The 24,414-nt window shown below is 41.0% G+C and carries 18 protein-coding genes and 1 CRISPR repeat array; of the genes, 13 read left to right on the top strand and 5 right to left on the bottom strand.

The features are described 5' to 3' along the window. Positions 1–359 precede the first annotated feature (359 nt). The 8 genes from RMY27_RS27475 to RMY27_RS27440 all read left to right on the top strand — a co-directional run bounded on the left by RMY27_RS27475 (position 360) and on the right by RMY27_RS27440 (position 11,601). The gene (locus RMY27_RS27475; protein WP_322668022.1) at positions 360–1,586 is read left to right on the top strand and encodes a pentapeptide repeat-containing protein; all 1,227 of its coding nucleotides are present in this window, start codon (positions 360–362) and stop codon (positions 1,584–1,586) included. An 809-nt stretch (positions 1,587–2,395) separates the two neighbouring features. Then, positions 2,396–4,048, top strand: coding sequence for a hypothetical protein (locus RMY27_RS27470; RefSeq protein WP_322668021.1), 1,653 nt, complete (start codon positions 2,396–2,398; stop codon positions 4,046–4,048). 477 nt (positions 4,049–4,525) lie between these two features. Next, a complete protein-coding gene (locus RMY27_RS27465) occupies positions 4,526–6,055 on the top strand; it encodes a YifB family Mg chelatase-like AAA ATPase (protein WP_322668020.1) in 1,530 nt (509 codons plus the stop codon). 233 nt (positions 6,056–6,288) lie between these two features. Beyond that, entirely contained in the window at positions 6,289–6,990 is a 702-nt protein-coding gene (locus RMY27_RS27460; RefSeq protein ID WP_322668019.1) for a microbial rhodopsin family protein, read from the top strand. A gap of 318 nt (positions 6,991–7,308) precedes the next feature. Continuing rightward, positions 7,309–8,325, top strand: a complete 1,017-nt coding sequence (locus RMY27_RS27455) for a YihY/virulence factor BrkB family protein (protein WP_322668018.1) — start codon at positions 7,309–7,311, stop codon at positions 8,323–8,325. A gap of 281 nt (positions 8,326–8,606) precedes the next feature. Continuing rightward, positions 8,607–9,158, top strand: coding sequence for a DUF421 domain-containing protein (locus tag RMY27_RS27450; RefSeq protein ID WP_322668017.1), 552 nt, complete (start codon positions 8,607–8,609; stop codon positions 9,156–9,158). 40 nt (positions 9,159–9,198) lie between these two features. Then, positions 9,199–10,494 carry an adenylosuccinate lyase gene (purB, locus tag RMY27_RS27445; RefSeq protein ID WP_322668016.1) on the top strand — a complete coding sequence of 432 codons (1,296 nt, stop codon included), beginning with the start codon at positions 9,199–9,201 and terminating at the stop codon, positions 10,492–10,494. A gap of 567 nt (positions 10,495–11,061) precedes the next feature. Beyond that, on the top strand, positions 11,062–11,601 hold the full coding sequence (locus RMY27_RS27440; protein WP_322668015.1) for a DUF4126 domain-containing protein: 540 nt from the start codon (positions 11,062–11,064) through the stop codon (positions 11,599–11,601). A gap of 167 nt (positions 11,602–11,768) precedes the next feature. On the opposite strand, the gene hemH is transcribed toward RMY27_RS27440, so the two are convergent. Continuing rightward, positions 11,769–12,935 carry a ferrochelatase gene (gene hemH / locus RMY27_RS27435; RefSeq protein ID WP_322668014.1) on the bottom strand — a complete coding sequence of 389 codons (1,167 nt, stop codon included), beginning with the start codon at positions 12,933–12,935 and terminating at the stop codon, positions 11,769–11,771. 93 nt (positions 12,936–13,028) lie between these two features. Between hemH and RMY27_RS27430 the strand changes: the two genes are divergently transcribed. The 3 genes from RMY27_RS27430 (at position 13,029) to RMY27_RS27420 (ending at position 17,402) form a co-directional block, all read left to right on the top strand. Continuing rightward, the gene (locus RMY27_RS27430) at positions 13,029–13,652 is read left to right on the top strand and encodes a class I SAM-dependent methyltransferase (RefSeq protein ID WP_322668013.1); all 624 of its coding nucleotides are present in this window, start codon (positions 13,029–13,031) and stop codon (positions 13,650–13,652) included. A 95-nt stretch (positions 13,653–13,747) separates the two neighbouring features. Beyond that, a complete protein-coding gene (locus tag RMY27_RS27425) occupies positions 13,748–14,269 on the top strand; it encodes a hypothetical protein (RefSeq protein WP_322668012.1) in 522 nt (173 codons plus the stop codon). A gap of 3 nt (positions 14,270–14,272) precedes the next feature. Next, positions 14,273–16,265: a CRISPR direct-repeat array (repeat unit 37 nt; unit sequence GTTTCAATCCCTAATAGGGATTTTGATTAATTGCAAT). A gap of 306 nt (positions 16,266–16,571) precedes the next feature. Next, positions 16,572–17,402, top strand: coding sequence for a dienelactone hydrolase family protein (locus RMY27_RS27420; RefSeq protein ID WP_322668032.1), 831 nt, complete (start codon positions 16,572–16,574; stop codon positions 17,400–17,402). Positions 17,403–17,982: 580 nt separating this feature from the next. Here the strand turns inward: RMY27_RS27420 and RMY27_RS27415 are convergent. The 3 genes from RMY27_RS27415 to RMY27_RS35630 form a co-directional block, all read right to left on the bottom strand. Then, positions 17,983–18,255 (bottom strand): hypothetical protein, encoded by a 273-nt coding sequence (locus tag RMY27_RS27415; RefSeq protein ID WP_322668011.1) that lies wholly within the window; start codon positions 18,253–18,255, stop codon positions 17,983–17,985. A 288-nt stretch (positions 18,256–18,543) separates the two neighbouring features. Further along, positions 18,544–21,669, bottom strand: a complete 3,126-nt coding sequence (locus tag RMY27_RS27410; RefSeq protein ID WP_322668010.1) for an MFS transporter — start codon at positions 21,667–21,669, stop codon at positions 18,544–18,546. A gap of 439 nt (positions 21,670–22,108) precedes the next feature. Next, a complete protein-coding gene (locus tag RMY27_RS35630) occupies positions 22,109–22,282 on the bottom strand; it encodes a hypothetical protein (RefSeq protein ID WP_416212370.1) in 174 nt (57 codons plus the stop codon). 130 nt (positions 22,283–22,412) lie between these two features. Here RMY27_RS35630 and RMY27_RS27400 point away from each other — a divergent pair, with 130 nt between their 5' ends. Next, positions 22,413–22,616, top strand: coding sequence for a high light inducible protein (locus RMY27_RS27400; protein ID WP_322668009.1), 204 nt, complete (start codon positions 22,413–22,415; stop codon positions 22,614–22,616). Positions 22,617–22,657: 41 nt separating this feature from the next. After that, a complete protein-coding gene (locus RMY27_RS27395) occupies positions 22,658–22,870 on the top strand; it encodes a high light inducible protein (RefSeq protein WP_094350426.1) in 213 nt (70 codons plus the stop codon). 737 nt (positions 22,871–23,607) lie between these two features. Here the strand turns inward: RMY27_RS27395 and RMY27_RS27390 are convergent. Then, positions 23,608–24,228: a universal stress protein gene (locus RMY27_RS27390; protein WP_322668031.1), complete on the bottom strand. Its 621-nt coding sequence runs from the start codon at positions 24,226–24,228 to the stop codon at positions 23,608–23,610. Between the last annotated feature and the right edge of the window lie 186 nt (positions 24,229–24,414).

Here is a 24,414-nt window from a genome sequence, read left to right as displayed (position 1 = left end):
TAATTTCATTAAATGTTTAATCATTCATGAATAGACCTCTTGCAAAAATATATTTTTGCAAGAGAGGGAAAAGGAAAAAGGTTAAAGGGAAAGGATTTTGAGTTTCTTTACCCTTTTCCCCTTCCCCTTTACCCCGACTTTTGCAAGAAGTCTAATAATCAGAATCCCTGACTTCTCTAGAAAGTCGATAATCTTGTTGATCACAAATGATTCAGGATTGTTATATAGATAATTTTTATATAGTAGATTTAATAGTTCGCCAATTTTATCCGTGTTTGTACTCTATCATAACTTTACAGATACTCTTAGAATCAACCTAAATTTACTTCCGTAAGGAGTCGGATATGAAGACTTATGACATGTCTTTCATAAAGACCAATGGACTCACAACTTTGTTGGTATTTGTCTCAGTTATATTTATTTTATCATTTACTTTAATTATATTATTTTTTGAAAATATTCAAGGGTTTTCAAATCAAGAAAAAATTGAATACATCACTCAAGCATTAACCACGATTGCCATAATCATTGGAGGATTGGCATTAATTCTTAATGGTTACTATACCTCTAGACTCTCTCTGGATGAGAATCACAGCTTGTTAACACAACTCCTAGCTGGAACACTACCTTGGGATAACAATATCATAAATTGCATCAACCAGACACAACTAACTCCCCAAGAAATTGTTTCCGAACGCTTTTCTAAAGCGATTGAACAATTGGGAAATGACAAGATTGAAACGCGATTTGCGGCAATTTATGCTTTAGAACGAATTGCCAAAGATTCTCCGAAAGATCATTGGACAATCATGGAAATTCTTGCTGCTTTTATCCGCGAGAATGCCCCAGTGAATAGAGAATATGAGGATGAGCCACTGCAATCATCAAAACTTCCTACAGATATTCAAACAGCCTTAACTGTCATTGGCAGACGCGATTCATCTAAAGATCCAGTCAATCAAAAACTCGATTTACGCAATACAGACCTGTGTAACGCAGACTTAACCGAAGCTAACCTCTCTAGAGCAATTTTTGTCGGAGCTAACTTGCAATGGGTCAATTTTACCAAAGTAAACCTTTCTGAAGCAGACTTATCTGTTACCTGCCTTTGTGGCTCAATTTTTTATGAAGCCAACCTGCAAAAAGCAATCCTTCCAGAAGCCAATCTCCAAGGGGCAGTTCTTAGAAAAGCGAACCTTTCCCAAGCAATTCTTTTTGATGCCAACTTGGAAGGGACAGTTCTTTGTGATGCCAACTTAACAGGAGCAGTTCTGTGCGATGCCAACTTGGAAGGAGCAATCCTTTGTGATGCCAACTTGGAAGAAGCCAACTTTGAAGGTAGTAATCTCCAAGATACAAACCTGATTGGTAGTAACTTGCAAAGGGCAAAACTGGCTGGCGCTAATCTAGAAAGTGCATTACTGAGTACAGCTAACCTTCAAGAAGCTAATTTCCAAGAAGCTAACCTCTGTGGAGCAAACTTGAGCGGCTCGGAAAATGTAGAATCACAGCAGATTGAACAGGCAATTGGCGATCGCACAACTATCCTACCGGAAAATCTGAAAATACCTCAACATTGGCGGTAATAAAAACCTAAAGTTTCAACATCTAAAACTTGATTACACGATAGGGACGCACAAATGTGCGTCCCTATCGTGTTTAATTTAGTACTCAAAACTAAAAAATTGCCAAAAACCTGATAGATATTCTCTATCAGTCTAAATTTGACGCAATTTAAATCACGAACAATTATGAAACACCGAGAGGTTTTGAACACAGCTGCGATCAATACGGTTCGGTTAAAGGGGAAAGGGAAAGGGGGAAAAAACTTTTAACCCTTAACCTTTAACCTTTTCCCCAAAGGTAATTCTGAGTTCAAAATGCTTATCCGAACCGTATTGCAGCTGCGATCGCCACTGCAACTGCTGCTAGTCTAGTTTCCTGTAGCCAAGCTGGTAAATCCCCTAGCGTGCAAGCAGGATTGGCGAATGGCAACTAGCTGTCCCAAATCTTTGAGTACTTTTATCGGCGCTCAAACAGTTTCCCGGCGAGTTGCAGAAAATTTCACCAGATGTATACTGCATCAGTAATGCTTGAGCCCGCATTTCTCACAAGTTTGAAATGCAGAGGGGCAGAGGGGCAGAGGGGATTGAACTTGGCACATTGAACTCTCCTCTGCTTCCCTGCTCCCCTGCCCAAGGTTTTGAGAGATGTGGTGAGAAATCCGGGTTGAGGTGCTATTTTTATCGAAACTGCTTACTAAATGCTAATTGTTGAGATTGTTTACTTCTACAAGAGGAATATTACACTAAAACCTGTAAAAGCGCATAATCAACGTATATTTACACTTTTCTGCTTAAACTCAAAACAATTTTTTGAACTTTAAGGAATAATTATGAACAATCCAGTAACGCCTGACATGCTGGTGGGTCTAGAAAACGCCCCAGAGGAAGTAAAAAGTGTCTTGAGTACAGAACCGCGTCAACCAGAAAAAGATCCAACTTTAGGAATTCCAGTCTCTGTCAATCGAGAAGGTAGCCCTCGGCATCGACTAGTAACAATTGGGGACTCCTTAACTCATGGATTTCAAAGTGGAGCTATTTTTAACACCAAATTGTCTTATCCCATGCTCATAGCCCGTGAAATGGGATGGGATAAAAATTTTCGCTATCCAACCTATGCCAGTCCAGGAGATGGTTTACCAATGAACTTGGAAAGGCTAGTAAGAGAACTAAGTAATCGATTTCAGGTCGCAGATGGCATTAATGCCTTAGATATAGCTTTTGTTGTACCGTGGTTATCGCGTTATCTTAATGAAATAGAGAATTATTGGGAACGTGGTCAAGGAAAACAGCCCCCAGTAACAGGGTTATTCAACCATAATCTAGCTGTATATGGATGGGATCTGAGGAATACTTTATCTCGCACCGCAGATATCGCCAAAAAAGTTATCCAAACAACTCCTCCTAAAGATAATACTAATTTTCTTCAACAAACTCCAGAAAATGCTAATGAAATAGCAACATTGAGGGTTTTAAATAATGCACGCGATTCTTTGGGAAAGGCTTTAACTCCTCTAGAAGCTGCAATCAAGTTAAGCCATGAAGGAAATATAGAGACAGGCCAAGGTGATGGCATTGAAACGCTAATTATTTTGATCGGTGCCAACAATGCCCTGGGAAGTATTTTGACTTTTCACATTGAGTGGTCTGGTAAAGATTTTCAAGACATGGCAACGAATGACAAATATACTGTATGGCTTCCCAGTCATTTTAAAGCTGAACTTGACATGATTGTGGAGAAAGTTAAACAAATTAAAGCCCGCCACGTAATTTGGGGAACAGTTCCCCATGTGACAATCGCTCCTTTTGCTCGTGGTATTAACAAAGATAAAAATGGTCAAAAAGTAAAGGTCGGTTCTCGCTATTTCCCTTACTACGCCCCATTTTGGTTTAATGAGGAAACTTTCGACTCAAACCGGCATCCCCACTTAACTGCAAATCAGGCTAGAGCGATCGATAGCGTTATTGATCAGTACAACAACTTGATTGTAGATGCGGTACGTGAAGGTCGAGAGCAAGGGAAAGACTGGTACTTATTTGAAACTGTTGCCTTGCTAGATCGTTTAGCTGTAAGACGTTATATTGAGGATAAACAAGCACGCCCCAATTGGTGGACTGAATATACTTTACCCCCAGCAATTGATGCACTCCGGCCCAAACCAGACTCACAGTTTTTTAAGTCCAACTCACAGGGTCGCTTACAAGGTGGTTTATTTTCCCTGGATGGGATTCATCCTACCACTATTGGTTATGGAATTATGGCACAGGAAATCATCAAAATCATGCAACTAGCTGGCGTAAAATTTTACCAGCCTGATGGAGTTAATGAACGCAAAGAAGATATTCAAATTGACTTTAAACGTTTGATCGAGCAAGATACACTCATTTCTCAGCCACCAACTGCTGTCTCTGCTGTCTTAGATTTTGTTGGTTGGTTAGATGCAACCACAAATGTTATATCCCAAATGTATAGAGCTAGTTTATAACATTCTGTGCGCGGTTCCGGTTCAGCGATTTGTTATATCGTGTCCGGTTAAAAACTTATCATTAAGGCAGTAGGGGTGCAGAGGAGCAGAGCTTTTGGGCTTTCTGCATAGATTTGGGAATTAAAACTAATAGCAATTTGAAAAATGATTGCGACAGATGGATTCACACCAAGCCAGACGCACCAAGGCAATTCCCAATCCAAAATCCAAAATCCAAAATGGTATAGTTAGCCGGACTTGATATAATATTTGATATTATTAATCAATTTTTCCAATAGTTATCTTACCTCTTAAATTGCTGTAAAGGACTTCTCTGCACTCCACAAAAGATAGTTGTAGGCTAGCACAGCTGTGCTACCTGACGACAGATGTGGATAAAAACTGCTGTAATTTAGAAAAATTGTCTATGTGGTTTCACTAATGCCAATTTACCAACTCATCTGCTAGAGATTTTAAAAGTTTACTGTTATATAAGCAATGCTTGCTAGAGTCTGGAGTGCATCAATTGTCGGCATCGATGCCGTCAAAGTCGGCGTAGAAGTCGATGTGTCAGGGGGATTACCGGGAATTGTTGTCTTGGGACTGCCAGATTCAGCGATTCAAGAGTCAAGAGAAAGAGTCAAAGCAACTTTGAAAAATACTGGCTTTGCCTTTCCGATGCGAAAGATAGTAATTAATTTAACTCCGGCAGATTTACGCAAAGAAGGCCCCTGTTTCGATTTGCCTATTAGTGTGGGAATTTTGGCGGCTTCTGAGCAAGTTAGTGCTGATTTGTTGGGGGATTATCTATTTTTGGGCGAAGTTTCTCTAGACGGCAGTTTACGTCCCGTGGCTGGTGTATTACCCATCGCAGCAGCAGCCCAAAAGATGGGAATTGCAGGTTTAGTTCTCCCTGCTGATAATGCCCAAGAAGCGGCAGTGGTTGAAGATTTGGCTGTTTACGGCTGCAAGCATTTGTCTGAGGTGGTGGATTTTTTAAATAATCCGGGGCGTTACAAACCTGTACAGATAGATAGTACAATACAAGCAACAACAGTATCGTACCCTGGCGCAGATTTACATGATGTCAAAGGACAAGCTCATGCGCGTCGTGCTTTAGAAATTGCTGCGGCTGGTGGGCATAATTTGATTTTTGTCGGGCCGCCTGGTAGTGGGAAAACTATGTTAGCACGGCGCTTACCAGGAATTTTACCGCCGTTGAGTTTTGCCGAATCTTTGGAAGTAACTCGCATTCATTCGGTAGCTGGTTTATTGAAAAATCGTGGTTCATTGGTACGCGATCGCCCTTTTCGCAGTCCCCACCACTCGGCATCTGGGCCTTCTCTAGTTGGCGGTGGTAGCTTCCCTCGTCCTGGAGAAATCTCATTATCTCATAGAGGTGTGCTGTTTCTTGATGAACTGACAGAATTTAAACGAGATGTGTTGGAATTTCTGCGCCAACCTCTAGAAGATGGCTATGTGACAATTTCTCGCACCAAATTATCGGTAATGTTTCCCGCGCAGTTTACTTTGGTGGCGAGTACTAATCCCTGTCCTTGCGGTTACTATGGCGATACTATCCAACAATGTACTTGTTCTCCCCGCCAACGCGAGCAATATTGGGCAAAACTTTCTGGGCCATTGATGGATCGAATTGATTTACAAGTTGCAGTGAATCGCTTGAAACCAGAAGAAATTACCCAACAACCGACGGGAGAAACATCAATATCAGTACGCGAACGAGTCCAACAAGCAAGCGATCGCGCAATTACCCGTTTCCAAGGAGAAGCAAATCTGCGTTGCAATGCCCATTTGCAAAGTAGTCATCTTCAGAAATGGTGTAAGTTAGATGATGCTAGCCGCAATTTATTAGAAGCAGCAATTAGAAAATTAGGCTTATCGGCAAGAGCAAGCGATCGCATTCTCAAAGTAGCACGGACTATTGCAGATTTAGCAGGAGAAGATGAGCTAAAAAGCAATCATGTCGCGGAAGCAATTCAGTATCGCACAATTGATAGAATGCAATAAAAGTTTTTGGCGTTGCTGAATGAGACTAGGAATTAGCGTCACGCTCTAGACACAGCGAAAAATCAAAATCTCAAACTTCAATAGTCAAGTAAGCAAACGTAATTAAATGTAAAATAAAACTTCTGTTCGTAGTGAGCGATTTATCGCTCCATATAAGGTTATCAAGGACTAAAGCCGCTCACTACGAGCTTTGATTTAAGCCCTTGTACTTACCAAAAAGCTGGAAAATATTTATGGTTCAAACTTGGCTGTGGATTGGTGTCATCAGTATGGCGCTGGGTTCTGCTTTTTTCGGCGTAGGCGCACACAATGGTAAAAACGAACGCTGGAAGATACTGTATACACTTAATTTTTTCATCTGCTTGATTGCTAGTGGGTTGTACTTAGCAATGGCATTCGGTCAAGGAGTTAGCATCATCAACGAGCGTCCAACTTATTGGGTGCGATTTGTCACTTGGTTTTGCTCAACGCCACTGTTGTTGTTGGATCTAACTTTCTTGGGAAGAACGAGCTTACTGATTACAGGTAGCTTGTTAGGAGCAAACGCCTATATGCTTGCCACTGGCTTCCTTGCCACAATTACACCTAAGCCGATTAGCTACATCTGGTATATTGTTAGTTGTGGTGCTTACGCGGCGGTTTTCTACTTATTAGTCAAGCCCTACCGGATCGAGGCAGAACGCAAACACCCCAGATCCAAGCAAGCATTCCGCAAGCTGGTAACTGTGCATCTGGTGCTGTGGACACTCTATCCAATTGTATGGATTCTTAGTCCAGAATGGTTTAACGTTTTTGGTCAAGGTGAGGAAACAATGGGTTATACGCTACTAGATATCGCTTCTAAAGTCGGCTTTGGTTTTCTATCGTTAAACACCCTACATAATTTAGAACAGGCAGGAGAATCGGTTACTGAATCGGAAGCGTTATACAAGTAAGTATAAATTTTCAGTCCGATGCTTTAGATAGCTAATCGATGGAAAAACCCCGAATTTAAGCGAAAAGGTATTAGGAGAATCAATCAAGGGATTATGCGATCGCTGCCACTGCATTTTATATGCTGAAGCGATCGCACTACCTATTTTCTAGCAAAAAGCAAATTCTTTATAGATATTCCCGTTATAGAAATTACCGACTCTGCTAAATTCCTCCCCAAGAACGCTTCACAAATACCCTTGGGAGGATGTCGCAACTCAGGAGATCAGTATCCAATATATCAGGGACTAAGCGACATTCCCTACAAGGAGACTGATTGGATGAATTTGCAAGAAGTTTGGAAGTTATTACAAGAGACATTCAAAGAATGGAGTGAGGATAAAGCCTCACGGTTAGCGGCGGCGCTAGCTTATTACACGATTTTTTCCATTGCACCATTGCTAATTATTGTAATTGCGATCGCCGGGGCAGTATTTGGAGAGGAAGCGGCAAGAGGTCAAATTGTCGGACAAATTCAAGGTTTAGTCGGGGTAGATGGCGCAAAGTTTCTCGAAACAGCCATCCAAAATGCTAACCAACCCAAGACAGGAGCGATCGCTTCGATTATTAGTGTTGTAGTTCTCCTATTAGGTGCTACAGGCTTATTTACTGAGTTGCAAGATGCCATGAACACGATTTGGGAAGTGAAACCCAAACCTGGACGTGGCATAAATAATATGATTCGCCTCCGCGTTTTGTCTTTTGCAATGGTGATCGGAATTGGCTTTTTACTTTTAGTTTCTCTAGTAATTAGTACGATACTAGCAACCTTAGTAACATACTTTAGTAACTTATTACCAGGTTTCGATTTCATCTGGCAAATTGCTAATTTAATCATTTCTTTTGCAATCACGACACTGCTGTTCGGACTAATTTTTAAAGTTCTACCAGATGTCAAAATTGCATGGAGTGATGTTTTAGTTGGAGCTGCTCTTACTTCAGGTTTGTTCTCTATTGGCAGATTCTTATTAGGACAATATTTAGGTAATGGCAGTTTTGGATCGACCTATGGTGCTGCTGGTTCACTAGTGGTAATTTTAGCTTGGGTTAATTATGCCGCACAGATTCTTTTCTTCGGTGCAGAATTTACTCAAGTTTATTCCCGAAGGCATGGAAGAGGCATAGTTCCAACTAAAAATGCTGTGCATGTATCTGATAATACAAACTATAATGGCAAGGCTCCAACAAGACAAGCATCAACTAATAAAAAGCCATCCTCTCGCTTTATTAATCGCTTTTTTCAGTATTTTAGAAAGCCCAAACGCTTAAAGCAGAGAAGAAAAAATCAGCGATTTTAATCCTTCATTCTTGGAGATTTATATTTGTAAATCTAATAGATATTGAAGTATAGCAAAGTGCTGAGTGCTGAGTGCTGAGTGCTGAGTAAAAACCCAGTCGTTTCAAGCCTTTGAGCAATCAACACTGTCCTAATCTATGTGACTACGGCTATATCTAATATCCAGCCCAGTGAATTAGTTCTTATTGCCACAGCTGATGAGTAAATAATTCAGCAATTCTGAATTATTTTTATACTGAATTTTTCCAGAATTGTATTGAAAAAGGAAGAAAATTAGTGCTAATGGAAAAATGGTTTTTTATCAATTGGCAAGCAATTTTTATTCCTAGCATCAGCATCTTTGAATTGATTATCCGCGGATCGCTGGTATACTTAGCGCTATTCTCAGTACTACGCCTACTTCCTAGTCGGCAATTAGGAACACTAGGAATTACTGATTTACTTGTAGTTGTGCTATTTGCGGAAGCTGCTCAAAATGCTATGGCAAGTAATTACACATCAATTACTGAAGGGGCGATTCTGGTCGGAACAGTAATTTTTTGGAGTTACTTGCTAAACTGGTTAGGCTACAAACTTCCCCAGTTTCAACGTTTCTTGAATCCGCCACCATTGCTACTGGTAAAAAACGGTCGGATGATTGAACGCCATCTGCAACGAGAGTTAATTACAGACGATGAGTTGATGAGCAAGTTACGTCAGCAAGGTGTGGAATTTTTAGCAGATGTGAAGTTTGCATACATGGAGGCTGACGGCAGGATTAGTATCATCACCTTCGACTCCAAAACGAGTTCCGCCCCTGAGCAAAAAGTACCGTTAAAAAGCGATGTACATTAATTAGACTGTAAAATATGACGGTTGTATTCTGTGCCGAACTGTGATTGAGCGTTATACTTTGCCCGAAATGGCTAATCTGTGGAGTGAAACCTATAAACTAAAAACTTGGCTGCAAGTCGAAATTGCTGTTTGTGAGGCTCAAGCTGAACTTGGTTACATTCCATCTGAGGCGGTTGAGGAAATTAAGGCCAAGGCAGATTTTGATCCAAAGCGGGTGCTAGAAATTGAGGCTGTAGTCCGGCACGATGTCATTGCTTTTTTGACAAACGTCAATGAATATGTTGGTGATGCCGGACGCTACATTCACCTTGGTTTGACTAGTTCGGATGTTTTGGATACAGCTTTAGCACTGCAATTAGTTGCTAGCCTGGATATATTATTGCAACGTTTGGAAGATTTGATTCAGGTAATTCGCCAAAAAGCACGGGAACATCGTCATACAGTGATGGCTGGCCGATCGCACGGTATTCATGCTGAACCGATTACTTTTGGTTTTAAACTAGCTGGTTGGTTAGCAGAAGTGTTGCGACACCAAGAACGTCTGAGAATACTTCGCAAAACGATCGCCGTCGGTAAAATTTCCGGTGCAGTCGGAACCTATGCCAATATTGAACCGCGCGTAGAAGCGATCGCTTGTCAAAAACTCGGACTCGAACCCGATGCAGCCTCAACCCAAGTTATTTCCCGCGATCGCCATGCTGACTACGTGCAACAATTAGCTTTGGTAGCCGCAACCATTGAACGCTTTGCTGTAGAAATTCGCAATCTTCAAAAAACAGACGTTTTAGAAGTTGAAGAATTTTTCGCCAAAGGTCAAAAAGGCTCCTCAGCCATGCCACACAAGCGTAATCCCATCCGGTCGGAACGATTGACGGGAATGGCACGACTCGTCAGAAGTCATGCTGGTGCAGCTTTAGAAAACGTTGCTTTATGGCATGAGCGAGACATTTCCCACAGTTCTGTAGAACGGGTAATTTTGCCAGATGCTTGTACTTTGACGCATTTTATGTTGTCAGAAATAACCGATTTGGTCAAAAACCTGTTGGTTTATCCTGAGAACATGAAACGCAATCTCAACTGTTACGGCGGCGTTGTGTTCAGCCAAAAAGTGTTACTGGCTTTGATAGACAAGGGAAGCAGCCGAGAAGAGGCTTATGCGATCGTTCAAGAAAGCGCTCACGCTGCTTGGAATCAGCCAGAAGGAGACTTCCAAGACTTGATTAGCAAAGACCCACGTGTTACCCAAAAGTTGTCTTCAGCAGAACTAGAGGTTTGTTTCGACCCCCAGCAACATCTGCGGCATTTAGAAGAAGTTTACCAACGATTAGGTATTTAGGATTAATTTGCTTGTAGTAAGCGTTTAAGCGCTTACTACAAACCTGTTACCCCAAAAATACGCAGATATCACAAAAAAGATATACAGTGAATTTCAAGTTAGTGAGGTATCGAAGTTACAGCAGTTTTCATGTATAGCTAAGTGCTGAGTGCTTCGTGCTGAGTGCTGAGTTCTGAGTGCTAAGTGCTGAGTGCTGAGTGCTGAGTAAAAATCCAGTTTTTTCAAGACTTTGAGCAATCAACACTGTCCTAATCTGTGTGACTACGGCTATATTTGAAGCACACCCATCGTAGGGGCGCAAGGCCTTACGCTCCTACCGCGTGGTCTATTTACCTGAAAATAGCTGTAAGTCTCAAAGTCAGGTATAAAGCCTGTCTTGCTTCTGTTAGCACAGCCCATTCTGACCCTTTGGCAGGCTCAGGGCATCGCTCCTGAATTCTAAATTCTGCTGTGTAAAGATCCCAACAACATTTAATATTGCAATCTGTTTGATGCTCGAATTATTGCCAGCACTGGGTAGTATACATAACAAATACTTAGTTATTTATTAATATTACGAGTGCTTTGATGATTGAAATCCTAGCCACACTTTCTGCCTCTGCGGCAGCAGGAATGAGAATAGGCACACCTTTGCTAATTATTGGCTTATTGCAGGGTAGCAACTTGTGGTCACAAGTTCCAATTTTATCTCACATTTCTCCACCAATATTATTATGTTGCCTCACCAGTTGGTCATTAATTGAATTATTAGGCTCAAAAAAGCTCTGGGGGCAAAGATTACTCCAAGTGATTCAGTTATTCATGTCTCCCCTTGTAGGCGCAATTATGGGGTTAGGAGTAGCTACAGCAACAGCAACTCCAAACTGGCTGATTGCCATAATTGGAGGTTTATTAGCTTTGGTACTTCAGCTCGTCCAAATTGGTTGGTTCTATCGTTTACGTGGCTTACCGTTGTGGGCAGTCTTCCTTCAAGATACCTTGTGCATTGCTCTAGTACTATTTGCCTTTGATGCTCCTTGGCAAGGAGGAGTAATTGCTTTAATACTGCTTTGGTTCGCAGTTCGTAGTGCGAAGCAGTGGTATAACTGGTATCGACAGAAAAGTTAGGAGTTAAAAGTGAGAAGCAATGCTCTGAGCCTGCCGTAGCCCTCCGGGGAAGCAAGCTACGCGGAGCATCTTGTAGAGAAGGGTTAGCAATAAAGATAGAAATTAAGAGTGAAAAGTTAGCGAGAAAAATTTAAAACTTCTAACTCCTAACTCCTAACTTTTTTCATTTACTGCAAAAGCCCAATCATGTGCAAGAAGCCGTGACCGGTAATCAGCTCTACGATTAAGGCAATAAAACCCAGCATCGCAATCCGACCATTCCATACTTCAGCACTAGTTGTCAGACCCCATTCCCAACGCTCTTGGGGGTACATCTTTACCATTTTTTTCATTTGGGCAGCTTGCGAAAGCTTGAAGCTGGGGTTTTTCAGTGCATCAATCACTAATTCGGCTAGTGCATTAATAAACACTGGATGGGTATTGGGAGCCGGTACGCGGCGGAAGTTGTGAATTCCTGATTCTTCGGCTACTTCCCGATACTCAATATCAATTTCTTGTAGTGTCTCGATATGCTCTGAGACAAAACTGATTGGCACGACAACCAAATCTTTCACGCCTTGTGCGCCTAGTTCTTTGAGGGCATCTTCAGTATAGGGTTGAAGCCATTCTACTGGGCCGACACGACTTTGGTAAGCTAGGGTGTGGGCATTGGGTCGATTGAGAGTCTGCATAATCAACGCAGTACATTCTTCAATTTCTATCTGGTAAGGGTCGCCTGCTTCTTCAACGTAGCTTTTCGGAACGCCATGAGCGCTGAAGAATATATGAACGTCATCCGGGTTAGGGAATTGCTCAAGTTCCTGGGCTATGAGTTGCGCCATCGCTTGAAGATAGCCTGGTTGTTTATACCAAGAAGGAATGACGGTGTAATCAATCGGTTGAAGTTTTGGATCTTCTTGCCAAAGTTTATCTAAAAGCCGGAAGCTGGAACCACTGGTGCTGATAGAAAACTGGGGATATAGTGGTAATATTACCAGGTGTTCTACCTTATCTTGGGTAATTTGTGCGATCGCCTCTTCTGTATAGGGATGCCAATAACGCATTCCCACGTAGATATCAACTTCTTGCCCCAAAGAACCTAACTGTTCTTTTAGAGCTTCACCTTGGGCTTCTGTAATCTGCCGCAATGGGGAACCACCACCGATTTGCTTATAATTTTCTTGAGATGTTCTGGTTCGCCGTGTGGCAATAAACCAGGCTAGGGGCTTTTGCAACCAGCGAAATGGTAGGCGAATAATTTCCGGATCGGAAAATAGATTGTACAAAAACGGCCCGACATCTTCTAGCTTATCAGGGCCACCGAGATTGAGTAATAAGACGCCTACACGACCCATAGCAGTTACTTTCCCCCAATCTTTTCAGGTTTTTTACTAATGTTAACAATATATCTTTATTAAATATAAAGCTTAATAGCAAGGAAATATGCAATGGCAACAATTTTAAGAGATTGGAGTTACCGCTATCAGTGGTTATATGATGGTATCTCTCGTTTAGCAGCCTTAAGTGTAGGTGGTGAAGCGCGTTTTCGGCAACTTGCTTTGCAAGGCTTAACAATTCACTCAGATACTCAGGTTTTAGATTTATGTTGCGGTAGTGGCCAAACGACGGAGTTTTTAGTAAAAACTTCACAAAATGTAACAGGATTAGACGCTTCACCCAAGTCTTTGCAACGGGCGCGGCTAAATGTCCCGGAAGCTTCATACATAGAAGCTTTTGCTGAAGAGATGCCATTTGCAGATAATTTGTTTGATGTGGTACATACCAGCGTTGCACTACACGAGATGCAGCCTCAGCAATTACGAAAAATTATTAATGAAGTTTATCGGGTGCTGAAGCCAGGAGGAGTGTTTACGCTGGTAGATTTTCACGCTCCAACAAATCCAATATTTTGGCCTGGGATATCGGTGTTTTTATTGCTGTTTGAGACGGAAACAGCTTGGGAATTACTGAAAACTGATTTAGCTGAGTTGTTAGCTAAGACTGGCTTTAAAGTGAATAAGTCTACTTTATATGCAGGTGGGAGTTTGCAAGTGATACAGGCGAATAAATGAACAATACTACTTTATTAATGGCAGTGAGGAGACTCTGCTATTAATAGAGTATAGGTTGTTTTTATATAGTACTTAAGCAAGTAGGCTGTGAAAAAATGACGCAAGAACTAATAGACCTCAAAAAGAGTATTTTGGAAGGACGTTATGCAGATGCCTTAGCAATTGTAGACGAATTAGAAGGCATGAGTAAACAAGCTATTCTGCGGAATATCCAAGCTTATTTAAGGATTCTACTGATTCATTTGATTAAAAACCAAGTAGAACAACGATTAACTGGTTCTTGGGCAAATTCTATTCGTAATTCAATCCGAGAAATTAAAATTCTTAATATCAAAGATAATAAAAAATCTTACTATATTAATTTAGGTGAGTGGGAGAACTTGATAGAAGAGGAAGTGATTGAAGATGCGATCGCTGATGCTAGTGATGAAGTAATGAATGGAGTATATAATCAATTCCAACTGTCTGAAATAGTAGATAGAAACCAAATTATTCAGACTGCATTGAAATTTTTGGCACTAACCTATTCCTATTCAGCTAAGGAGTTACCGGCAGTTTTGGCTGAAAATTTAACTCAGTTATCTGGTGGAGAAGATTGGAAAGCGGGTAGGCGGTAAAATTTGTTAATCCCTAATAGGGATTTTGATTAATTGCAATAACCTTCAAAAAGCGTTGAGGCAACAAAAATTTTGTTTCAATCCCTAATAGGGATTTTGATTAATTGCAATGACATCGCTCCAAGAGTCGATTTCCTCTCTACGAGTTTCAATCCCTAATAGGGATTTTGATTAATTGCAATTCTACAGTCTGTCCGGCAACCACCCCGGTGTTTGTTTCAATCCCTAATAGGGATTTTGATTAATTGCAATGCTTAGGAGTAGGTGGATCGCCCACCTCTGCATAAGTTTCAATCCCTAATAGGGATTTTGATTAATTGCAATTAAATTGCACTTCCCAATCGATAGCATCCACACCCCGGTTTCAATCCCTAATAGGGATTTTGATTAATTGCAATCTTGCAATCACATCTGCAATCCCAAGGAACATTAGTTTCAATCCCTAATAGGGATTTTGATTAATTGCAATTTATGTTCCTGCGCGTGGTAGTGGTGCGGTCAACGTAAAGTTTCAATCCCTAATAGGGATTTTGATTAATTGCAATTTTCGAGATGAAACGTATTCTCGCTTTCGTGGCAGTTTCAATCCCTAATAGGGATTTTGATTAATTGCAATTAGAGGAAGAAGTATCTAAACTTCCTTTCATTGTTTGTTTCAATCCCTAATAGGGATTTTGATTAATTGCAATAGCTCTACCAGTGTGGGGCTAGGAATCAATGCCCAGTTTCAATCCCTAATAGGGATTTTGATTAATTGCAATAAGCTTGAAATATGGCTGAGAAGTGAGCAATGTTGCGTTTCAATCCCTAATAGGGATTTTGATTAATTGCAATTAACCTGGGTTTTGATTATAGTTCTCTCTGGTCGATGTTTCAATCCCTAATAGGGATTTTGATTAATTGCAATGATTTATTCAAGGTTTATCCCAGTTTTGGGATAGTTCATGTTTCAATCCCTAATAGGGATTTTGATTAATTGCAATTGATGAAATTATTCACTGTTCTGGCATCTCTATTTATGTTTCAATCCCTAATAGGGATTTTGATTAATTGCAATCAATTCTGGTCTACTCTACTCTTACTCCACTTACTAAGGTTTCAATCCCTAATAGGGATTTTGATTAATTGCAATTTTGCTCGGATTGGATGAGCCAAGTCAACTTAGTGTTTCAATCCCTAATAGGGATTTTGATTAATTGCAATTTTATGAAACAATTAAACACTTACTTAAAGAGGATGTTGGTTTCAATCCCTAATAGGGATTTTGATTAATTGCAATCACGCAAAGTCTCAGGATGCTTGATAATAGTTTGGTTTCAATCCCTAATAGGGATTTTGATTAATTGCAATCAGGAGGATAAGGACTAAAATCGACATTACCACTGCCTTGTTTCAATCCCTAATAGGGATTTTGATTAATTGCAATCTGTTTGAGTTGGTGATAAATAAGAAGTAGCAAGTTTCAATCCCTAATAGGGATTTTGATTAATTGCAATAAGTAAATTTCATAAGGATTTAACTCAAATTAGAAGTTTCAATCCCTAATAGGGATTTTGATTAATTGCAATCAAGCTGTTTCTGTTGTTGAGGCTCGTAAAATTCGTGTTTCAATCCCTAATAGGGATTTTGATTAATTGCAATGGTAATTTTGTAAATGCCCAAGTGTAAAATTTAGGTTTCAATCCCTAATAGGGATTTTGATTAATTGCAATTTGGTAAGGTTTCTGAGAGTACGCCATCTTGCCCGGTTTCAATCCCTAATAGGGATTTTGATTAATTGCAATGGATTGCTAACCCAGATATCGTAATTTTCCGGGTTTCAATCCCTAATAGGGATTTTGATTAATTGCAATGATTCTACGCTTTCACAAAATGCAGTATTTGGAATGTTTCAATCCCTAATAGGGATTTTGATTAATTGCAATATTACAGATTTAAGATAAAGAAGAATGCTTCAAGGTTTCAATCCCTAATAGGGATTTTGATTAATTGCAATAGCGGGAGCCTGAAAGCCAAGCTATATTTAGTTTTCAAGGTGCAGTTGCGCGATTCTAGAGCAATCATAGCATTAGAGAATTTCTTTGGGAAGAGTGTCGGGAAAGGTTGAAGGCTAAAACTCAATTATTGTAAGCATTTCAGAGATTGCGCGGATGAATTTAGACAATTAGTGGGGTGAAACGCTTGCTGGTGTTGAGATAGAAGCACTTTTTTTCGGGTGTGAAATTTGTACACCTACCCTTGCGCGCATTTGACCATACAGTAACCTAAATATAAGGGAACTTAGTAATTCAACGTAGAGATGATGAAAGAAATAACGCGCCGCAAATTTATTGCAACAGCTACGGTGGCGACAGGTTTTGCCCTTGCAGTACAACCCATTTCTGCCGGAGTCATCACTACTGATGCCAAGGGGTTAGTAGCTGGTGCAGTGAAAATTCCCGTCAAAGATGGCGAAATTCCTGCCTATAGAGCAGCACCAGCTACTGGTGAAAATTTCCCCATTATTCTGGTAATCCAGGAAATTTTTGGCGTACACGAGCATATCCAGGATATCACTCGTCGCTTTGCTCGGTTGGGATATTTAGCGATCGCACCAGAATTATTTGTGCGTCAAGGCGATGTCTCGAAGTTAAGCAATATAGACGAAATTCGTCCAATTGTTGCCAAAGTACCAGATGCCCAAGTGTTATCCGATCTTGATTCCACAGTTGAGTGGGCAAAGAAGTCAGCTAAGGGTAATGGCGAGAAGTTGGGAATTACAGGTTTCTGTTGGGGCGGTCGTATTACCTGGTTATATGCTGCGCATAATCCCCAGGTGAAGGCAGGTGTAGCTTGGTACGGGCGACTTGTGGGCGATGCTACCAAACTTCAGCCCCAGTATCCCGTCGATGTTGCATCAAAACTGACAGTCCCGATTCTCGGACTCTATGGTGGGAAGGATACAGGTATTCCTCTTGATACAATAGAGCAGATGCGCGATCGCTTACAATCCAGCAGCAGCAAATCTGAAATTTTCGTCTATCCCAATGCACCCCACGCATTTTTTGCCGATTATCGCCCCTCCTACCGTGAGAAAGAAGCTCAGGATGGTTGGAAACGCCTCTTGGCATGGTTTAAGGAAAATGGTGTTTAAAAAATTAACTACTCATGAACTGTAACGCTGAAAAAAGTCCCAAATTCTTTCACTGGCCTTCAGCCCCAGCTTGGCACTAAATTTGTTTAGGGACTTCCAAAGAATAAATTATTCCAAGAAAGGGACTTCCAGTTAAAAAATATCCCGTCGTAGGGGCGCAAGGCTTTGCACCCCTACAAATTTATAAATAATATCAAGTCCGGGTAATTAGTTATGATTCCCACTGTCATTTCACCCCACCCCCAACCCCTCCCCGCAGGCGGGGAGGGGAGACAAAGCGTAGCTTTGGCGGGGTGGGGTTCTTGCAGTTTAATAAGTAACCAAGCGGACATGATATAATTTGGGATAATTTATTTTTTGCAAGTCCCTTATCTTCAGAAAAATTACAGTAAGCTTTGTTTGTTGCACGATTTAATTGATTTGCTGTATTGCTCGGAGTTTAAGATACTAAATCAGAAAATACAGTTGAATAAAGTCATACTGAAATTATGACTTTATTCACATTTGGAACTTTGGACAAAAAAAGGGAGTTTAGGAACTCCTTTTTAATTAGTATTATTTATTACTTAAATATTTAGTTTTACTGGATTTTATATACAATCATAGCAATTAATACGGCAAGACCTAGCGCTCTGCGAAAATAATTAACGCCTTGAAATAGCTCCATCCATGCCCAAGTAAACAAGGAGCCATATGCCACAAAGTCTAACGCTGTATTGATTTTGCCACTTGTAAAAACTAGGGTTAGTAAACTAGCTACTATCCAAAGAATCAGTGGTGGGTTTGGCATTTGAGCCAAAACAATTTTACCATTGCTATCACGAAAGGTTTTATCAACTAAGGTATTTTCCATTGTTTGAGATTGCTACTTAGGTAATAGTTATTAACTTGCAAAAATTCCTGAGTGATGTTTTGATAATAGGCTGAAGGAGGTTTGATTGCAAGTTATTTAATAAAATTAAAACATTAAAACAATTCTATTTCCACCTATCTAATTGCTGAGATTAAAGCAGTAAAGGATATTCATATATGACTATATTGAAAGACATACTTTTAACATTTCAATTAATGATTGCAACACAAAAATAGAAAAGCCTCCCATTGTGGGAGGCTGAAAAGTTAGCGGAGAAAACTTGTTAAACTACGGTGCTACTACACCAATCGCTCCTCCTAATGCAGAGAAAATGGCGGAGACGAATGCTGTGGCAAATAGCCACCACGCTGCTGAAGCTGCGGCTTTGCGGGTTTCTTCTGCTTGCCGCTGTGCTTGATGCTTAACCTGTTCTAGACGGCGTTGGGCTTCATGCTGTATGCGTTCTGCACGTTGCAATACTGTGTTGCGTGCCCGTTCAATTTGGTCGATGATCCGGTTGGCATCTTCTTCGGAGATGTCCTCACGAGAACTCATAATTGCCACTAGGGTATCACGGTCAAAGGAGGACAAGCGATCGCGCAGGGCATCGAAACCTGCTTGGGGATCGTCAAAAACTGTGCGAATATCGCGCTTAATATTATCATAGTTAAGTTCTGGGCGATCCAGGGAGTTAAGATAGTTGCGAATGCGGGCAAAAACCCCATCAATTGCATCTTGAATGCCCCGTTGAATGCTCCGTACTTGTTCGACAAATTGCTCCCTTACGGACACTATATTATCGGCAATCCGCGCTGCTTCTTCATCAGAAATATCTTCCCGAATTTTCAGTAGGGCAATGATGGTATCACGGTCAAACTGAGAAAGGCGATCGCCAAAACTTTCCACCCCAACTCGCGGATCGTGTAACAATAATTGCAAGTCGCGTTTGATACCTTCAGGATTGAGTTCTTCTTTGCCAGTTTGGCGGAGATACTCTTCCAGATAAGCTTTGAATGATTCTGCTTTTTGTTGTGTGCGGCTAGCTAGGCGACGAGGCGCACGTACAAAGTTACGAATCGAAGTTTGGGTAGAATCAATGATTTCATTGACTTGTTCTTCACTCAAGTCTTGGCGTTGACTGAGCAATTTCACCAGTGTATCTCGGTCTACCCGCGACAATCGACGGCGCAGTGCGACAGCTCCCTCTTTGGGATTTTCAAACAATTTGGTCAAATCTCGCTGAATACCTTCTGGATTCAGTTCTTGTTTCCCAGTATTGCGGAGATAATCTGCGATCGTTGTTGTCACAGAGTCGTATTGCTCTTTAGCTTTATCTACTACAGCTTGGGGTGTGTGGCGAATATTATGCCATGACTCTTCAGTAGCATTGATGATTTGATTAACTTGATCTTCACTCAAATCTTGCCGCTGACTCAACAATTGTACTAAGGTATCGCGGTCAAAGCGAGACAAGCGCGCCCGAATTGAGCTAATTCCAGCTTGCGGATCTTCCAGTAGCTTTTTGAAGTCGGCACGGATAGCATCAGGATTCAGTTCTGATTTGCCTGTGTTACGCAGATATGATTCTACATTCAGCCACAGGGTTTCTGCTTGATATTGTGCTTGTTCTGCTAATCCTTTGGATTCTACCAAGACGCGATCGCGTTGTTTTTCTAACTCATCGAGAATGCTATCTACTTCATATAGCTGGACATCATTACGCTGTAGCAATATCTCCCGAATTTCTTGGCGTTCAATGTGCGCCAGCCGCAATGTCAGGGTTTCGTAATCTGCCTCTGAGTCTTCCAACAGTGGTTTAAAATTCCGCTCAATGCCCTCGGCTGTCAAATCTGCCTTGGGAGTAACAAGCAGATAACTTTCTACTGCGCGTTGCAAGTCTTGGACTATTTCTCTTTCTTCAATAGCTCTGACTGTTATTAGCACTTCTTGGCGGACAGTTTCTAGTTGATTTGCAATGCGTTGAATTTGACTTTGAGTAAGCAATCCCCGTTGTTGCAACATTTTGACGAAATCATTGCGCGATAGTCGTTCTAGTTCCCGGCGGACGATTCCAGGATCAGCTGCTGGGTCGTAGATGACATCATGAAATTCTTGGGCAATTCTTTCTGGACTCAGTTGCCAAGCATAAGTATTGTACAGGTAGTTTTCGACATCAGCCCGAATTGGGCTATAGGGTTGTGATGGGGTTGGCAAGCCTAACTTATCTGCTTGTTGAGTGACTTTATCTTTAGCACTAGTGAGACTACCCAAGATTTTTTCTACATCCAAATCAGGCAAATCTGTCCGTCCCAGCACAGTGGCGGTTAAGGCGGATAGTCCTTGCTGGATTGTACTTTGCATTGGGCCAGGGGCTGCCTTTTGGTTTTGGTCAGCTTCTTTGGAACCACCTTTTTCTGCTAATAACCGATCCAGTTTGGCGTTGAGTTCATCTGTTTTGGTTTGTCCTGGTGGGAGTGATTTCAGATAATCCATTAACTCACCCAGCCGATCTTCTGTGGGTGGTTGCTGACTTACCACTTGTTGCCAAACTTTATACAAGGTATCAGCAATGCGGCTAACATCTTTTTTGGAAAGATCGGTGCGGCTGCTGACTAACTCGATAAACTTTTGGCGGTCGATGTTGCGGATATCTGGAGTCCCGGCGATCGCTTTTAATTGTGGATCGTTGAGTAAATTTTCAAAATCACTCCGAATCTTTGACACATCGAGTTCTGGAGGACGGATCTTTTCTAAGTAATCTTCAATGTTTTCCCGGATACTCACGGGGTCGATGGCACTTCCTAGTTCTCGACGAACAGCGGCGGCGGCGGCTTCGGCTGTGGCTACCACTTGGTTATTCACAGCTTTAGCGCCTAGTGCGGCGGTAGCAGTCCCCATAATCGCCTGAAACCCAGATGTTGCCGTATTTACGACCGAGCCAACTAAGGAGCCGACTGTGGTGGAACTTACCCAAACTAAAAGCAAAAAGTAAGCACCCCAAATCACCAAACCAAGAGTCGCTCCCAATCCTCGGTCTGAGATGACAAGGCTCAATTTTACTGCTAGATAAGAAGCGATTAATAAGGCGATCGTTACAGTAACTAATGTCCAAATACCTACTGCCGTGCCAATTTTGCGAATGCTGCCGCCCAAACTTCCACTTTCCCCATTATCTGAATCCGAATCAGATGAGTGCCCCAGGTAGGAAATACCGGCTGCAAGGGAGAGATTAGTTAGAACTAATTGGAAAGCAAAGGCTAGAATCACACCGGAGATTAAAGCCACAAAAAAGCGCGGCCCAGAAATGAGAGCCGAGGCTTGTGCTGGCGTGACGTTTGAGGGTTCTACTGGAACCTGTGCTAACCATAATAGTGGTTTATAGAGTCCCACCATGATTTCCGTACTTTGGAACATTGTATTTCCTTCTACCTACTAAGTTTAAATTTGGGGGAATTAAGAATTTCTTGAGAAGCAACTCTTAGTATTTATGTTTCTACCTATGGCAATACCTAACTCTTTAGATCAGAATCGTAGAATTTAGCTCCTTAAAGCATCTCTCCAAGGGCTGAAAACCGTATCCAGCGAAAGATATAACTTTTAATTTCTCTCAGTATTAATAATCAATAAAATTAGCAACCATTATTTATTATGTAACGCTAATTTTTAATTTTAACTGTTTACTTTATAGCGAGTGATTCTATTGAAATACTAGTTTGCTTCCAGATAATAATTGAAACTTATTTAAATATCTATTTTTTATCACCCTCTCTAGGTGGATTTATTTTTAACAATACCTTTGTGTTCGTCGTCCATAAGAAATGCTTGTGGTTTCTACCTATAGGCAGAAATAATTCTAGTTCTGAATAGCTACATTAAAGTTAACAAACGAATCGTTGAGGTCAAAAAATGGCAACTTGGTTTTCCAGACATTTGCCAATAATTTGAACAGAATACAATGGTTGCGATCGCAATGATTTTCTGTTTGCCCAAACTCTTCAAGCCGAGATAGGGAAACGTCGTTTGGCAATAATTCGCTTTATTGCGTATTTACTTTCGGACTTAGTTGACTATAGCGTTGTGCATGAAATTTTGCGCTTGACTTAGTTAGAAAAGCATTCAAAGAATAGAAAACCAACTTGATTTAGAAGGGACAAACAATGGAAACTCGTTCATCTACTGATTTACCACCTATTGCTAAAGCTTACAATGGCCGCGATCGCAATGAATTTCTGTTTGGTTTTACTCCCCAAGCTGAAATTTGGAATGGTCGCTTGGCAGCCATTGGCTTTCTTGCCTATTTACTTTGGGACTTAGCTGGTTATAGCGTTCTACGCGACGTTTTACATCTGATTGGCTACTAGAAACTAAAGACTTAAAAAGTTAGTAAAATTTGGAGAAAAAAATGGCAACTCAAGAAACTCGTCCTTCTACCGATTTACCAGTTGTAGCACCTGAATACAACGGTATAGACCGCAATGCATTTTTGTTTGGTTGGACTCCTCAAGCGGAAATTTGGAATGGTCGCTTGGCGGCAATTGGATTCCTTGCTTATTTACTTTGGGATTTAGCTGGTTATAGCGTCCTGCGCGACGTTTTACATCTGATTGGCTACTAGTATGCCACACGGATTATGACATGTTAATTAAGTTCGTAGTCAGGACTTAAGTTCTGATTACGAACTTACCAAAATATGGAGCAACTTGCTCTTGTACTGATTTACCAGATGTTACAACAGAATATAAGAGTGTTAGTCTTCTACACTTACCTTCCTGAGTTTAATTAATTAGACCTCTTGCATAAGTCGAATCGACCCCCCTTGTATATACATAAGTCTGAAATAGTTGATTAACCAAGGTTTTACCCCACCCTAACCTTCCCCTTATAAAAGGGCTACCGTGTACACACAAGTTATCGAATTACTACCAGTTCTCGAATTACCCCACCCTAACCCTCCCCGTATGTATTGGGGAGGGAACCGGATTTTTCTTGTTTCCCCCCAATACATCGGGGGGACTAAGGGGGGTAATTCGACTTGTACCGTAGCCTTTCTAAGGGGAGGGTTAGGGTGGGGTAAAACTGACATGAAAAACCAAGTGAGTAAACTATTTTAGACTTGTGTGTACACCGTAGCCTTATAAAAGGGAGGGAACAAAATATCTGATTTCCCCCATTTATAAGGGGGGATTAAGGGGGGTAATTCGATTTTTGTGTACACCGTAGCCTTCACAAGGGGAGGGTTGGGGAGGGGTGATTCAAAGATTTTTGCAAGAGGTCTATTGCATAGTAGTGAAAAAGCCACCTAGTTTTAGGTGGCTTATCTATAATAAAAATTACTTAAATTTCAAACAGCAATTATTCCTCAATACAACTGGGAATACCCAGAACAGCACAGGGGAAATTAGAACCTAAAGCCTCAATCATGGGATGATTAACAGAGTTGCAACCTAGAAATAGAATATCAGCAGCTTCTGATTCAACAACTTTGTTAAGTTCTATAGCAATAGAGCCAAACCGCAGGTGAGATTTAAAGGAACCTTGCCATTCTTCAGCCAAACTCCGTGCTTGCCAGAGAATTATATCCGCTTGTTGTAGGGGAGTGATAGCTGTCTGTAACTTGGGTTGAGTTAATACCTGTGTGACAGACTTTGATACCAGACTAACTTCACATTCCAATGAAGGCTGTTGTTGTGGAAAAGTCAAGATATTTGGATACTGACTACTTTGATTATCTTCTATTACATAAACGGCTTGAACCGTAACTTCTGCATTAGTGGCTAAACGCGTTTGATGGGCAATCCAAAAAGCAATATCTAATGCTGTATGACTTTTAGGAGATGCGTCATAAGCAACAATTAAGTTAATTGCTTTTGAGCTTTGAGGTTTTTGAGAAAAAGGTTTTTTTGGTTCTGGCAACAGTACCATTTGTTCAATTAAGTCATCTCGACCTGTGGCACTTTGCAGACGCGCTAACATTGGCTTAATTTGCACAGCTTTACTTCTCCCAATGAAATGAATTAGTAATGAGAAGCAGGGCGACCAATTTTAGATTTTGGGCTTCGGCTACACTCAGTCGAAGGATTTTGGATTTTAGATTGAGTGACGAGAACCAAAATTTCAAATCTTAAATCAGTCAAGGAAACCCCAATAATAACTGTATTA

It is taken from the genome of Nostoc sp. DedQUE09 (genome assembly GCF_034530915.1).
GTDB lineage: Bacteria > Cyanobacteriota > Cyanobacteriia > Cyanobacteriales > Nostocaceae > Nostoc.
Note: the sequence above shows the minus strand (reverse complement) of the source record. Positions and strands in the feature narration are given on the sequence as shown.

Coding starts and splice junctions, on each gene's coding strand:
- RMY27_RS27450 (WP_322668017.1), top strand. CDS start 8,607: ATGGAAAAATGGTTTTTTATCAATTGGCAAGCAATTTTTATTCCTAGC.
- RMY27_RS27430 (WP_322668013.1), top strand. CDS start 13,029: ATGGCAACAATTTTAAGAGATTGGAGTTACCGCTATCAGTGGTTATAT.
- RMY27_RS27390 (WP_322668031.1), bottom strand. CDS start 24,228: ATGTTAGCGCGTCTGCAAAGTGCCACAGGTCGAGATGACTTAATTGAA.
- RMY27_RS27420 (WP_322668032.1), top strand. CDS start 16,572: ATGAAAGAAATAACGCGCCGCAAATTTATTGCAACAGCTACGGTGGCG.
- RMY27_RS27465 (WP_322668020.1), top strand. CDS start 4,526: ATGCTTGCTAGAGTCTGGAGTGCATCAATTGTCGGCATCGATGCCGTC.
- RMY27_RS27415 (WP_322668011.1), bottom strand. CDS start 18,255: ATGGAAAATACCTTAGTTGATAAAACCTTTCGTGATAGCAATGGTAAA.
- RMY27_RS27475 (WP_322668022.1), top strand. CDS start 360: ATGTCTTTCATAAAGACCAATGGACTCACAACTTTGTTGGTATTTGTC.
- RMY27_RS27425 (WP_322668012.1), top strand. CDS start 13,748: ATGACGCAAGAACTAATAGACCTCAAAAAGAGTATTTTGGAAGGACGT.
- RMY27_RS27455 (WP_322668018.1), top strand. CDS start 7,309: ATGAATTTGCAAGAAGTTTGGAAGTTATTACAAGAGACATTCAAAGAA.
- RMY27_RS27440 (WP_322668015.1), top strand. CDS start 11,062: ATGATTGAAATCCTAGCCACACTTTCTGCCTCTGCGGCAGCAGGAATG.
- RMY27_RS27470 (WP_322668021.1), top strand. CDS start 2,396: ATGAACAATCCAGTAACGCCTGACATGCTGGTGGGTCTAGAAAACGCC.
- RMY27_RS27395 (WP_094350426.1), top strand. CDS start 22,658: ATGGCAACTCAAGAAACTCGTCCTTCTACCGATTTACCAGTTGTAGCA.
- RMY27_RS27400 (WP_322668009.1), top strand. CDS start 22,413: ATGGAAACTCGTTCATCTACTGATTTACCACCTATTGCTAAAGCTTAC.
- hemH (WP_322668014.1), bottom strand. CDS start 12,935: ATGGGTCGTGTAGGCGTCTTATTACTCAATCTCGGTGGCCCTGATAAG.
- RMY27_RS27410 (WP_322668010.1), bottom strand. CDS start 21,669: ATGTTCCAAAGTACGGAAATCATGGTGGGACTCTATAAACCACTATTA.
- RMY27_RS27460 (WP_322668019.1), top strand. CDS start 6,289: ATGGTTCAAACTTGGCTGTGGATTGGTGTCATCAGTATGGCGCTGGGT.